Origin of the sequence: Corynebacterium dentalis (genome assembly GCF_900232865.1) — a bacterium.
GTDB classification, from domain to species: Bacteria; Actinomycetota; Actinomycetes; order Mycobacteriales; family Mycobacteriaceae; genus Corynebacterium; species Corynebacterium dentalis.
Genome location: NZ_OCTS01000003.1, coordinates 297,160 through 309,463, shown reverse-complemented (window position 1 = coordinate 309,463; position 12,304 = coordinate 297,160). Strand labels below are relative to the sequence as shown.

Below are 12,304 nucleotides of genomic sequence, written 5' to 3'. Positions count from 1 at the left end.
GTCGGTGGTTTTTGCGACGGGGTCACGCCCGGTCCCTTTCCGAACCCGGAAGCTAAGCCTGTCTGCGCCGATGGTACTGCACCTGGGAGGGTGTGGGAGAGTAGGTCACCGCCGGCATCAAAAATTTTTTGAATAGATTGATGTGTGAAGAGCTCTGGTAGCGATACGAAATTGTGTGTTTCGTGGTCGTTGCCAGAGCTCTTCTTTTTTGTGTACCCGGAAAGTATGTGACTACCGGGTGATGAAGGTTCGGGGCACAGTGACGGCATCAGCGCCACCCCGAGGAAGCAAGATGAGGGTGGCAACGCTGTCTGGAAGTACATCGGTTGTTATGGCGGGAACATGAGTGTGGGCGGGCAGGGTGCACAATGATCCCCCGGAGCGGCCATCGGGTTTGTATTTCCGCAGGTCGCAGTTTATGGCGTGGCACTTCCGGGGGATGGTTGTGCACATTCGTGCGAGGTAGGCTCGGGACTATCTTGTTGGTGAGGTGACATTCGATCGTAGCCTAGCCACAGTGTGAATAGTTCGGCGAAGGAAGGTGGCGGTGCAATGAGGAACCAAACTTCGATGCCGAAGTACACGATGCTCGCTTGATCTTGCTCCCCCAATGAACTTCCATTCACCCCCTCGTAGTGCGAAGACATACAGTGAGTAGCCTGTGAGTATGTCTGAAGCTCGATCGTCTGCCCGGTGGTTGTTGCTGGCTGTCGTCGGTATCGGCGTCTTCCTCATCACGTTGGATAACACCGTCCTTTACACGGCGTTGCCCACCTTGGTCGGCGAGCTGAACGCGACCAGCACCCAACAGCTATGGGTTGTCAACGCCTATCCTGTCGTCATCGCGGGTCTGCTCCTCGGTACCGGCACGCTCGGGGACAAGATCGGCCACCGTCTGATGTTCACCGTCGGGTTGTGCATCTTCGGTATCGCCTCAGTGATCGCCGCATTTTCGCCGGCTCCTGAGTTTCTGATCGGCGCTCGAGTCCTGCTTGCCATCGGCGCGGCGACCATGATGCCGTCCACCCTCTCGCTGATTCGGCTGACGTTTACCAAGTCCCGCGAGCTCAGCTTCGCCATCGGTGTGTGGGCTTTGCTTTCGGTTGTGGCTTCCGCCTTGGGTCCGTTGGTGGGAGGTTTGCTTCTCGAGTGGTTTTGGTGGGGTTCCGTCTTTCTCATTAACATCCCCATGGTGATTTTCGCCCTGATCACCCTGCCTTTCGTGGCCCCGCGCAGCGTCCGAAATCCCGATAAACATTGGGATGTCATCTCTTCCCTCATGGCCATGGTCTGCTTGGTGGGTGCCGTGATGACCATCAAGGAGCTGGCGCATTCGCCCCAGAACTGGCCGCTCATCGCCGTGGCGATGGTGTGCGCCGTGGTGGGTGGTTTTCTATTCGTCCGACGCCAACCTCGCCTCGAACAGCCTCTCCTCACCCTCGAGGTTTTCAAGGAACCTGCTTTTGTGGCCGGCGCCATCGGAGCGAGCTTCGCCATGTTTGGCACGGTGGGTCTGCAGTACATCGTGTCGCAGAAGACTCAGTTGATCGATGGATTTTCTCCACTGCAGGCGGGCCTTGTGGTGTCCGCCATTGCTGTCGGTTCCGCTTTGACGAGTGTGATTGCGGGTGCTCGCCTGCACATTCTCGGCGCCCGCAGGCTGGTTGCTGGCGGTCTCGGAATCGCCGCGATTGGCTCCCTGGTGGTGGGCCTAGGCGGAGTTGTGCACAGCAACATCGTGTTGGCCTTTGGTTTGTTCATCATGGGCACCGGCTTGGGTGCCGTGATGTCCGTGGCATCCATCTTGATGATTTCCAACGCGCCGCCGCACCGGGCGGGCATGGCGGCTTCGGTAGAAGAAGTCTCCTATGAGTTCGGTTCTCTTTCGGCCGTTGCTCTGTTGGGAAGCTTGATCACGTTCATATTTAGCGCGAGCTACGTGGTTCCCGAAGGAGCTCCAGCGCGAGCTGGCGAAGGAATGCAGGATGCCCGCCTGGCCGTGGCGGAGAGTCACCTGCCACACGAGTTAGCAGAAGAAGTTCTGGCTCGGGCACACGAAAGTTTCAACGCTGGTTTCATCGCCTGCACGGTGTTGGTGACCGCGGTATTCGCGGTAGGCGCGCTGATTACTAGCCGTAATTTGCGCGGATATGTCCTCAGCGAAGAGGAGACCCACTAGCTACAGAGATGTCTATGTGCGGCCATGCCCGTGGAGTAGCAAGCGACGACCGTCATTAATACTGACTTATGAAGCTGCGTGCTTTGCCCGTGAGTGGATCAGTGAAGTCCAACCGCTTGGCGATCAACCCCATCGGCTTGGTGAAATCCTCGTCCTCCACAAACACCGGACGGGGAAGGGCGCCGTTCGGAGTGAGCAGTGCCGAATCATCGACATCGGCATACAGCGGATCATTGAGGATCGGTAGCCCCAAACAGCGCATCACCACCCGCAGCTGATGAGTCTTTCCGCTTCCTGGCTGCAACTGCCACACTGCGACTTCTCTGCCATCGCGGACTTCCGTTCGCATCCCCAACACCTTCGTCAAGGCATTCATTTCCGAGGCGGGGACGTCTTCATCAAGATAGGTGGATAGCCGTCCGCGAATCTTGATCATATGGTGCCGCAACACCCAAGGATCATCCGGAGTGGGCACTGGCCACGAACGCCACTGGCTGAACCGGGGAATTGGATGCATCGGGGCATCGTCTGGCACATCAGTGATGGCCTCATAAGTTTTTAGCGGCACCCGACGGTCAAACATCGTTTGATACGCGCCTCGCACTTCCGGGCGGACGGTGAACATGAGTACCCCGCGGGTGAGCCGATCCAGCCGATGGCTGGGGGAGAGCTCAGGGATCCCAAACTCCACGCGAGCTTTCACCAAGGCCGTCTCTGTGATGTGCTGCCCGCGAGGGAGAGTAGCCAGGAAGGGTGGTTTGTCGATGACGAGAAGGGTGGCGTCGGAAAAAAGAACGCGTAACTCACCAGGAACCGGACGCTCGGCTGCTGGTTGGCGGTAGAAATTCACAAACATGCCGGGGTGAAGTAGCGAATCTGGACGTAAAACCTCGCCGGAATCCAACACAACTTCGCCGCGAGCAAAGCGCTCGGCGAGGGCGGAATCATCATCTGCAGGGTGGCGATGCCGCTGGTCAGATATGAGAATCTTAAGGAAATCTTCAGTGCGAACCGTAGAAGTGCTGCTCAGGGGAACTTGGGCGCGGGTTGGATTTAATCCCAAACGTATTGGAAGAGGATTGATCACCGCGTATACTCCCAGCTATGGATCTGAATGCAATCTTAAATAGTATCGCGGAATTCTTCAGCACCGACTTTGGCGCGGCCGTAGGCAACGCACTCAATGCAATCTACACGTTCCTCTACCCAGCAAACGCAGAAGGCGCTTGGGACGTTCCACTCCCAGACACCAGCCCACGCAAGTAGACCTGCGCGCTCTGCCAGCACCTCACCACTCCTCGCGGAGACGGTGGGGTGCTTTTTGCTATGCGAGAGATTTGTCTCAAAGAATTTTCTGCCAGTCAGGGGCAAAAAGCGCATAATGGAAGTGTAAGAACTTAAGTGTTAAAAAGTTTCCCGCTTTCGGTTGGAAACAAGGCGCAGTCTCGCTGGAAAGTGAGCAATTGTGGCGAAATCCGTGGGCGGGTGTGAGCGAAAGGGATCTCATGTCCACCAATGACTCTGGAAACGTAATCGTCGTGGCGGTCGACGGCTCGGAAGCCTCAGACGCCGCCGTCCGCTGGGCCGCCAACTCCGCAAAGAAGCGCGGACAGCCACTGAAGCTGGTCACCGCCTACACCATGCCGCAATTCATGTACGCCGATGGAATGGTGCCTCCCCAGGAGCTCTACGACGAGCTCGAGGGTGAGGCCGGCGACAAGATCGACAAGGCACGCCGCATCGTCGAAGAATTCGATTCCTCCATCGAGGTCTCCCACGAAGTCCGCGAGGAATCCCCCATCGACTTCCTGCTGGCACTGTCCGAGGATGCCGGAATGTTGGTCATGGGCTCCCGTGGACTGGGCGGGCTGTCTGGCCTGGTGATGGGATCCGTGTCCGCCGCCGTTGTCTCGCACGCCGAGTGCCCCGTGGTGGTGGTTCGTAAGGACAACGACGTCACGGAAACCAACAAGTACGGACCCATCGTGGTGGGCGTGGACGGCTCCGAGGTTTCCCGCAAGGCGATTGAGATCGCTTTCCGCGAAGCCCAGGCACGCCAGGCTCCGCTGCGCGCCGTGCACGCGTGGTCCGATGCGCAGTTCCACACCTCCTACGTGAGCGTGGTGGAAGCCCAAAGCCAGATGGATCAGCTCATTGAAGACCACGAGCGTCTGTTGACCAGCGAACTCGCCCCGCTGATGGAGAAGTACCCAGAGGTGGAGGTCGAGGAAATCGTGGAGCGCGAGCGCCCTATCTACTCCTTGAAGGAAGCCGCCGAAGGTGCACAGTTGCTGGTGCTGGGATCGCACGGTCGTGGCGGATTCAAGGGCATGCTGCTGGGATCCACCTCCCGAGCGCTGTTGCAGTACGCACCGTGCCCCATGATGGTGGTGCGTCCGCAGAGCTAGCTGAGCACTTGCGCGTTAGTGCTTCGCGCTAGACTCTAGACCCAGTAGTCTAGAAATCTAACGAGACCGCACATTTCACGATCAACTCGCAAGGAAAGGTTTATGGCCACAGCTCCGAAGAAGACCAGCTCCCGCAGGCGTAACCGCCCTGGGCCGCGTCAGCGTCTTCTCGCTAGCGCCACGAACCTCTTCACCACCGAGGGGATCCGTGTCATCGGCATCGACCGCATCCTGCGCGATGCCGATGTGGCCAAGGCCTCGCTGTACTCCCTGTTCGGCTCCAAGGACAGCCTGGTGGTTGCCTACCTGGAAGAACTGGACAGCGAATGGCGCAAGCGGTGGGAGGAGATCGCTAGGGAGCGCGAGAAGCCAGAAGCCCGCATCATCGCTTTCTTCGACCTGTGCATCCGGGACGAGCCGAACAACAACTTCCGCGGCTCCCACTTCCAAAACGCCGCCAGCGAATACCCGCGCCCGGAGACGGAATCCGAAGAGCGTATCCGCAACGCGGCGATGGAACACCGCGATTGGTGTCGTAACACGATGGCCGAGCTGCTCAACGAGCGCTTCGGCTACTCTTCCCGCACCCTCGCCGACCAGCTGATGGTCTGCCTCGACGGCGGGCTGGCCGGCGCAAAAATGAGCCGCACCGTAGTTCCCTTAGAAACCGCCCGCAGCATGGCACGCCAGTTGCTACTCACCGCCCCCGCAATGTACAACATCTAGCGAGGGCGTTGCTGGCGCGCAGCCAACGCCTTGTGGGAATGCTTCCCGTGCTTCTTGGCATGCTTTGACTCCACGTGCACTGACTTCTTTTCCAGGTAGTGCTCCCGGAATTGCTCCGTAAACGGCATTGTCTGGTTCAGACGCGCCTGAATACCCCAGCTCTGCGCGGCCGTCCACAGGTTGTTGCACACCCAGTACAAAAGCAAAGCCACCGGTGCGGGCCCGGTGAGGCCGAAAATCCATGGGAACAGCAGCACTATTGGACCCATCCACAACAGCACCTTGGCGATAAAGCGCGCGGACGCCATGCTGTAATCCAGAGTGCGGCGATTGCGGATGTAGCTATATAGATAGTTCGCCGTAGTGAACAGTGACGCCATGGCGATCAAGGGCAGCGCCACATGCAGCACCTCCTGCTGGGAGGTGCCGAGATCCCGTAGCTTAGAATCCATCATGCTGACATAGGAGGGAAGGGGGACGTTGAAGAGCCTGGCGTCGAGAAAAGTCTTCACCTCCTCAGCATTCAACGGACCGTAACCAGAATGCGCCGCGTTCAACCCCTCGACTGGGCGGGCGATGCGCAGCAGCAGGCGATATAGGCCAATGATCACGGGAATCTGGATGAGCATGGGCACGCAACCATCGCGCACGCGATAGTCATTTTCCTGCTGCAATTCGCGCCGGGCAAGGCGAAGCTCGCGTCGACTGTCTTGATCATTCTTGCCCTCGAAGCTCTGGGAGATCTCCTCTAAATGCGGGCGCAGGTTGGCGAGGATGCGTGAGGAACGGAACTGGCGGTAAGCCAAAGGCAGCAACAACAGACGAATCGTGAGCACCAGCAACACGATGGAACCCACCCACGCGGTGTTCGCGTCCACGCCCAACATATCCGCCAACAACATGTGCCAGAGCTTCAACACCGCAGCCACTGGGTACTCAACGATAGCCATGGGAGAGACATTAGTCAGCTGCACTCATAAGCGCTGCATTAAAAGACGGCGAAGGCAAGGAAAAGGGCTATGGAAGGACAATGCGTGAGATAATGGCCGCCATGACAGACAGACGGGCAGCCAGGGCACGGTGGCGGCTCGATCCTGTCAGCGTGGTGGTGGAAACAGCCGGCTCCTGGAACATTTATCGTGTGCTGCCCATCGACGAAACTGTGGACGGCGGACAGGACACCAGGCGGGTGGCCGCGCAGCAGTTCATGGATCAGGACTTGGCACAGAGCATATCCGGCGGAGAGTACGCAGGGATACAAGGGCGCAGCATCGCTTCACCGGGCGATGACAACGTTATCAATCCGGTGCCGGGGCAAGCGCGAACCGAGGTGGCGGACGGAGATCTCGCACTGCTGACGATGACCCCCTGCCACCCGCAGTTTTCAAACGCGGAGCGAGTGATCGTGCACGCGGTATTGGTGCGCAGCGACAATAAATCTAGTGGCTAGGTGCCGCCGGAACTATCGGAGGTGACTTAAGCGATGTGTGCAGCATTGTGGCGGCACTGCCAGGGCCGACGTAGGTCAAGCTGGTGGGCATGTTCTTCCTGCTGATGGAAGTGGCGTTCCCGGCGATCGGGCCACTGATGCCGTGGACCGACGTGGGAGTGCGCTAGCCGGTTATCCGTTAGGGCTGACCTCTAGAGCTGGAGATTGGCGACGGTGCGTTCCGCGATTTGCTGCGCCTTTACGGACTGCAGCTGTGCGGTGGTGACGACCCACGGCGACCTCGTCCTTCCACACAGCGTAGACGGCGCCGATTTCCTCGTCGCTGCCACGGCAGCCGCTCCATCCATCCGGTTTAAGTGCCTTGAGTGTGGAATCGATGGGTGCCGCGCTATCCACCACAGCGACGGCCTCTGCGTTGCTGCGCATCGTGCGCACGCTCACTTGAACCTGAGGATCCTCCTCGAAGGATCAGAACACGCAGCCTGGGAAAAAACTGCGGGTGAGCAGCGCGGTATCGTGCGCGACATGGCTACGAGGCCAATGGAGAAGTGTTAGCTGTGCGCCTGGTTGAACTTCTCGATGATGTCCGAGGCGATTCGTCCACGCTTGGAAACATCCAGGTTGTTCTCCAGTGCCCACTCGCGGATGCGCTTGTTGCGGTTGGAGGAGGAGTTGGAGCTGGACTTGCGGTTGGACGAGGAACGAGTCGCACGACGTGCGACTGCAATGTAAGGGTCAACCGCAGATTGGAACTTTTGCAGGTTCTTTTCAGAAAGTTCCATAACATAATCAACGCCATTGACAGAAAACTCTACGACGTTCACCTCGTTATCTTCGAGGGGAGAGTTGTCAAAGTCATCAAAAAACTGGGTTACTTCGCGACGTGCCATGATGAGAAAACCTTAGGGTCTGTGAAATGGGAAAACTAGGCAGTTATGAATACCGTCCCGCCTATTCGTTGTATTACATGTTACTGATCTAAATGAATATCAGGCAAATTATAGGCCTTAATCAATATAAATTCACATGAATCTGCATTTCGATGCAAAGTGAAATGTGATTCGATAATTCAAATGAATCAAGATTCAAATTATCCTTTCCTTTAATGGTAACTTCTGGTTAGTCCTATAGCTTGCGCGCATGCAGGTATGAAAAAATGCCTAACCATGAATGGTTAGGCACCTAAAGGTAGAGGTGCAGTTAGCGGGCAGAGTGCGCGTTGACGTCCAAAGGCTGGTTGCTCATGCGAATACCCTGACCCTGGTAGGCGCGGGCAGACTTCGCGTAGTGCAGCGGAGCACCGGGATGGAACTTGCCGTCCGGATTCATGAAGATCCAGTCCGTGTGGACGTAGTCCGGAGTGACCTGAACCACCGCGTAGCCGTGGGAATCCATGTCCAGGTACTTCACGTAGCGGTTCAGATTAGTAAAAGCGGATTCCACTGTCTGAGAAAGAGGATTATCCTCAGGTAGCTTCAAGATGTCGTCGATATTTGAGCTGGTTACAGAAGGCGTCACGATTTCCACGCCGGCAACACCCTTGGCGGGGTAGTTGCCCGGCTCCACAGGAACATCGCACGCCCATGAGGAGTGAATATCGCCGGTCAGCCATACCGAATTGTGAATATCGTTTTCCTGCATCAGCTTCACGATCCGACGACGCTCGGCCGCGTAACCGTCCCACTGATCGAAGTTATAAGGAATGCCCTGCTCCGGCAGTCCCAGTAGCTGGGTCACAGCATCGGCCTCAGGCTGCTTGAGCGGCGGAATCAGAATGGGCGTAATCATCACGGAGTTACCGATCAGATTCCATCGCGCCTGGGAAGACTGCAGTTTGCCTGCCAGCCATGTGAACTGCTCGGAGCCCATCATGGTGCGGGAAGTGTCGTCCGTCTTGCCCATTGAGGTGAAAGAGACCTGCTCATTGCGGTAAGTGCGCAGATCCAACATGTTTAGCTCCGCCAGGGAACCGAAGGACAAGTTGCGGTAGATGTGGCCACCTTCGCTGAAAGGAGTGGCGCGGATCGGCAGCCACTCCAAGTAAGCCTGAATGGCAGCGTCGCGACGCTCGATGAAGTTGCCGTCCCCCGGCTGGTGGTTTTCCGCACCGCCGGACCATGTGTCATTGGCTACCTCGTGGTCATCCCACGTGACGATCCACGGGCAGGCACCGTGCGCGGCCTGCAGGTCCGGATCCGTGTGGTACTGCGCGTAGCGCTCGCGGTAATCAGCCAGCGACACGATCTCGTTGGCTGGCAGGTGGTTACGAAGAGAGCCGGTCTTGCCGGTGTACTCGCCAGCTGGGTACTCGTAGATGTAATCGCCCACGCACAGTGCGTAGTCAACATCGCCGCGTTGGGCCATATCACGGTAGGCGTTGAAAAAACCCGCTTCCCAGTTGGAGCAGCTAAACAGTGCAAAGCGAAGCTCGGACATGTCCTGGCCGGCAGCGGGTGCGGTCCGGGTGCGGCCCACCGGAGAAATCTGACCCTTGTAGGGACCATCCTGAACGCTGAAGCGGTAGAAGTAACCGGTGTACGGCTGCAGGCCCACAGCTTCCGGCTTGGCCGTCATGTCCGTATCCGGAGTCACGCGCATGGTGCCGGAGCTCACGATGTTGCCAAAGGCTTCGTCCGTAGCCACTTCCCAACGCACCGTGGTATCCACGCCGCGGTTGCGACCTGCATAATCCTCCGGGTGGGACGTCATGCGAGTCCATAGCAGCACGCTATCCGAGTACGGATCGCCAGAAGCCACGCCGTGTTGGAATACGGCGTGTTCAGTAGGGAATTCTTCAGCAGGGCCAGCGGAAGCAATGGATTGAGCGCTGGCCGCCGCGGCAGCAACTGCGGTAGCCGCAGCGCCGGTTTGCAGCGCGCGTCGTCGAGAAATGTTATGAGTCATAACAGAATGACAGCACGCCGCAGGCCATTGTGCAGCGCGAAACAGCCCCTGACGGGTCTGAATTAACCGCAAAGCCCCAAAAGGGGGCAATCAGGGGCTGGGAGAAGGGCAGATGCCTAGTGGGCAATTAGCCACGCTTGATGCGCAGCTGGTTTTCCACCAGATCCAGCTCGCGAGTAACCGCCTTCAGTGCGTTACGCGTCTGGTTCTCATTCATCGTGCGCGTGCTATCCACGGCCTTGTCCAGCTGATCCAGCTGGTCCTCTGCGTCCTTGGCGAAACCGCCAGGCAAAGAATCATCCTTGAGCTCCTTGCGCAGCTTCGCGATGCGAGCCTTTTGCGCAGCACCATCGCCGCTGTACTTGGCCATCTCCGAAACTGGGACGTCCGAGTGCTGGGCACGGCTCTTTTCATTCGACGCCTGCATCTGGGTGATTCCGCGGTAGGCCAAAGGCAAAAGCGCAGGAATAGCCACGCGAGCTGCACCGACGTAACGAGTTACATTGCCACCGTTGAAGTTGCCGGCCTTGATCTGCTCGAGGGCAGCTTGAGCCATCTTCTCCTCGTGCTTACGGCGGTTCTTCAGTTCCTTGTTATCGGCCTTGCGCACCTGCTTGGCAGTCTTGCGAAGGTACTTTTCCTTCTGCTTCTCCAACTTGGCATCGGCCTTCGCCTCTGCCCTAGCGCGCACCTTTGCGGCACGCATAGCCGCCTTCTTTTCTTGGCGGCGCTTGCGCAGTGTGCTGAACAGTCCCATGTCTCTCCGAGCTATCGTGTGATCGTTTTACTTCTTGACCGTCATTGTATTGAACAGTTATCCACTGTAGTCGGCCGTCCCAGAATGTGTCGTAAGTTACCCAGCTCCTAAGATGTATAAGCATCGTGACTTCCACACCTTCCTCCGCTCACCAAACCTCAAGGGACGCCGCAGGCGCATCCCTTGAGGAGGTGCCCGTGGAACCGATGCACCCAGAAGACTTGGTGGGGTGCAGGCATAGGGGAGTATTGCGTCGGGCAATAAATCTCAACTCACCCACCCGGATGCGCACGGCATACGACCTCGAACAGACCGTGGAGCGGCTCAGCCACCGGATCTCCAGCCGGGCGAGGAAACAAGAAGTGCTGGCCAGCCTGCCGAAAGCACCGAGGCGTGGCGACAAACTCATCCCCACGCGAGTGGATATCGAGCGCGGAGACCACGCCGTGGAGGACACTCTGGAGGCCATGGCTGCGGGAACGCGGTTGATTGTTGGCGCCACGCTGGAACACGGGCCGATGGCCGCGACCGTGGACCTGCTGGTCCGGCGCGACGCAGGCTTCGGCGCGGACCCGGGCTTGGCGTATGCACCGGTGTTGATCTCTGCACACAGCGTGGCGCGCGCCGCCAAGAAAACCCAACGCGCGGACTGCCTCGCCGTGCCGCTGAGTGGACTGAGCCTGTCGCAGGGAATATCCGTGCCCTACCGACACCGTGCCATCGCTAAAGAAGGCCAACAGCTGGCCATGGCGCATGTCATCCTCGAGCAATGGGGATTTGCCGCGCCGGAGGTAGGGCTGATCGGACACGTCGCCAACCAGCAAGAGCAGTGCTACTTCTTCCCCGGCGCTCCTTTGCGTACCGGCCTGCTCACGGCCTTGTCTGAGCCCACCCCCACCGCGCCCAGCCGCGTGCGGGAATGTGCCGTGTGTGAATTTCACAACCACTGCCGCGCTCAGCTTCTGGAAAGCCTGGACGTTTCGCTCATGCTGCCAGGCGACCGCAACCGAGCCGTGCGGGAACGCGGGATCAACACCTTGCCAGAGCTCGCCGCCGAAAAAGACAGTGAGCAGAGCGCGCTGGCGGAAGCGTGGATGAACGGCGAAGTGGCACGCCGCAGACCACTGAAACGCTGGATCACCGACACGGAACTGTGGGGTGGGCACGAGTTCCACATGCCCGCGCACGGCCAGATGCCCATGGTGGAAGAACTGCGGGATGTGGTGGATCTTGATGTGGACATGGAGGCCCACCCGCAACGCGGCACCTTCCTCTGGGGCACATTCGATGGCTCCTCCTATGTCGGCTTCGGCGATTTCTCCGCCCACGGCGACGAGGGCGCGCACGTGGCCGAATTCTGGGCCTGGCTGCAGGCGCGCCGGGCATCTGCGGACGCGCACGGACGGCGCCTGCGGGTCTGGGTGTACGCCGCGCAAGGCGAAAACTACTGGTTGCGTACCTACGCGCAGCGCTTCGGCGGACGCGAATACACGTTGGACGACGGCCGCGTGGTGCTCATGCCGCGCAAGGAGGAGGTGGATGCGCTCATTGAGTCCGACGCATGGTGCGACCTATTCCGGCTGGTAAAAAAGGCCCTCGCGGGGACAGGCTCGCTGGGGCTGAAATCCGTGGCACCGCTGGCAGGGTTCACCTTCAGCCAGGAAGGTGTGGACGGCAAAGCGGCCGTGGACCTGTTTGAACAGGCCATTGGTTTGGACAGCCGAGGCAGATTGGCGGCGCGTCGTACACTCGAGCGGTATAACGCCGATGACTGCGTGGCCACCTCCCATGTGCGGGCGTGGCTGCGCGCTGGAGCCCCAGGAATCAACGGGCTCTGAACCTTTGCATCGAAACGGCGGCTAAGAAAAAGGAAAGGACGC

General features: G+C 58.8%; 12 protein-coding genes and 1 rRNA gene. 7 read left to right on the top strand and 6 right to left on the bottom strand.

The window, feature by feature from the left end; translation table 11 throughout:
- Positions 1–117, top strand: a 5S ribosomal RNA gene (gene rrf, locus CS919_RS04430).
- A 550-nt stretch (positions 118–667) separates the two neighbouring features.
- On the top strand, positions 668–2,179 hold the full coding sequence (locus CS919_RS04425) for an MFS transporter (protein WP_099298270.1): 1,512 nt from the start codon (positions 668–670) through the stop codon (positions 2,177–2,179).
- 55 nt (positions 2,180–2,234) lie between these two features.
- Here CS919_RS04425 and CS919_RS04420 read toward each other — a convergent pair whose 3' ends face one another.
- A complete protein-coding gene (locus CS919_RS04420; protein ID WP_370737744.1) occupies positions 2,235–3,242 on the bottom strand; it encodes a pseudouridine synthase in 1,008 nt (335 codons plus the stop codon).
- 41 nt (positions 3,243–3,283) lie between these two features.
- Between CS919_RS04420 and CS919_RS10755 the strand changes: the two genes are divergently transcribed.
- The 3 genes from CS919_RS10755 (at position 3,284) to CS919_RS04410 (ending at position 5,313) form a co-directional block, all read left to right on the top strand.
- Positions 3,284–3,445, top strand: a complete 162-nt coding sequence (locus CS919_RS10755; RefSeq protein WP_200818337.1) for a hypothetical protein — start codon at positions 3,284–3,286, stop codon at positions 3,443–3,445.
- Positions 3,446–3,684: 239 nt separating this feature from the next.
- Positions 3,685–4,587: a universal stress protein gene (locus CS919_RS04415; protein WP_099298268.1), complete on the top strand. Its 903-nt coding sequence runs from the start codon at positions 3,685–3,687 to the stop codon at positions 4,585–4,587.
- Positions 4,588–4,689: 102 nt separating this feature from the next.
- Positions 4,690–5,313, top strand: a complete 624-nt coding sequence (locus CS919_RS04410) for a TetR/AcrR family transcriptional regulator (protein ID WP_099298267.1) — start codon at positions 4,690–4,692, stop codon at positions 5,311–5,313.
- Here CS919_RS04410 and yidC read toward each other — a convergent pair.
- The gene (gene yidC, locus CS919_RS04405) at positions 5,310–6,263 is read right to left on the bottom strand and encodes a membrane protein insertase YidC (protein WP_099298266.1); all 954 of its coding nucleotides are present in this window, start codon (positions 6,261–6,263) and stop codon (positions 5,310–5,312) included. The genes CS919_RS04410 and yidC overlap by 4 nt on opposite strands.
- A gap of 101 nt (positions 6,264–6,364) precedes the next feature.
- On the opposite strand from yidC, the gene CS919_RS04400 reads away from it, so the two are divergent.
- Positions 6,365–6,763 carry a class E sortase gene (locus CS919_RS04400; RefSeq protein ID WP_234990805.1) on the top strand — a complete coding sequence of 133 codons (399 nt, stop codon included), beginning with the start codon at positions 6,365–6,367 and terminating at the stop codon, positions 6,761–6,763.
- 171 nt (positions 6,764–6,934) lie between these two features.
- Here CS919_RS04400 and CS919_RS04390 read toward each other — a convergent pair whose 3' ends face one another.
- The 4 genes from CS919_RS04390 to CS919_RS04375 form a co-directional block, all read right to left on the bottom strand.
- On the bottom strand, positions 6,935–7,204 hold the full coding sequence (locus CS919_RS04390; RefSeq protein WP_234990804.1) for a DUF2020 domain-containing protein: 270 nt from the start codon (positions 7,202–7,204) through the stop codon (positions 6,935–6,937).
- A gap of 110 nt (positions 7,205–7,314) precedes the next feature.
- Positions 7,315–7,653: a histone-like nucleoid-structuring protein Lsr2 gene (locus tag CS919_RS04385; protein ID WP_099298264.1), complete on the bottom strand. Its 339-nt coding sequence runs from the start codon at positions 7,651–7,653 to the stop codon at positions 7,315–7,317.
- A gap of 310 nt (positions 7,654–7,963) precedes the next feature.
- On the bottom strand, positions 7,964–9,667 hold the full coding sequence (locus CS919_RS04380) for an alkaline phosphatase D family protein (RefSeq protein WP_099298263.1): 1,704 nt from the start codon (positions 9,665–9,667) through the stop codon (positions 7,964–7,966).
- Between the two features lie 127 nt (positions 9,668–9,794).
- Positions 9,795–10,424, bottom strand: a complete 630-nt coding sequence (locus CS919_RS04375) for a DUF6474 family protein (RefSeq protein WP_099298262.1) — start codon at positions 10,422–10,424, stop codon at positions 9,795–9,797.
- Between the two features lie 206 nt (positions 10,425–10,630).
- Here CS919_RS04375 and CS919_RS04370 point away from each other — a divergent pair, with 206 nt between their 5' ends.
- Positions 10,631–12,262, top strand: a complete 1,632-nt coding sequence (locus CS919_RS04370) for a TM0106 family RecB-like putative nuclease (protein ID WP_099298305.1) — start codon at positions 10,631–10,633, stop codon at positions 12,260–12,262.
- Positions 12,263–12,304 lie beyond the last annotated feature (42 nt).

Excerpts from the sequence above, each read along its gene's own strand:
- yidC (WP_099298266.1), bottom strand. The coding sequence starts at position 6,263 with ATGGCTATCGTTGAGTACCCAGTGGCTGCGGTGTTGAAGCTCTGGCAC.
- CS919_RS04375 (WP_099298262.1), bottom strand. The coding sequence starts at position 10,424 with ATGGGACTGTTCAGCACACTGCGCAAGCGCCGCCAAGAAAAGAAGGCG.
- CS919_RS04400 (WP_234990805.1), top strand. The coding sequence starts at position 6,365 with ATGACAGACAGACGGGCAGCCAGGGCACGGTGGCGGCTCGATCCTGTC.
- CS919_RS04385 (WP_099298264.1), bottom strand. The coding sequence starts at position 7,653 with ATGGCACGTCGCGAAGTAACCCAGTTTTTTGATGACTTTGACAACTCT.
- CS919_RS04410 (WP_099298267.1), top strand. The coding sequence starts at position 4,690 with ATGGCCACAGCTCCGAAGAAGACCAGCTCCCGCAGGCGTAACCGCCCT.
- CS919_RS04380 (WP_099298263.1), bottom strand. The coding sequence starts at position 9,667 with ATGACTCATAACATTTCTCGACGACGCGCGCTGCAAACCGGCGCTGCG.
- CS919_RS10755 (WP_200818337.1), top strand. The coding sequence starts at position 3,284 with ATGGATCTGAATGCAATCTTAAATAGTATCGCGGAATTCTTCAGCACC.
- CS919_RS04425 (WP_099298270.1), top strand. The coding sequence starts at position 668 with ATGTCTGAAGCTCGATCGTCTGCCCGGTGGTTGTTGCTGGCTGTCGTC.
- CS919_RS04370 (WP_099298305.1), top strand. The coding sequence starts at position 10,631 with ATGCACCCAGAAGACTTGGTGGGGTGCAGGCATAGGGGAGTATTGCGT.
- CS919_RS04415 (WP_099298268.1), top strand. The coding sequence starts at position 3,685 with ATGTCCACCAATGACTCTGGAAACGTAATCGTCGTGGCGGTCGACGGC.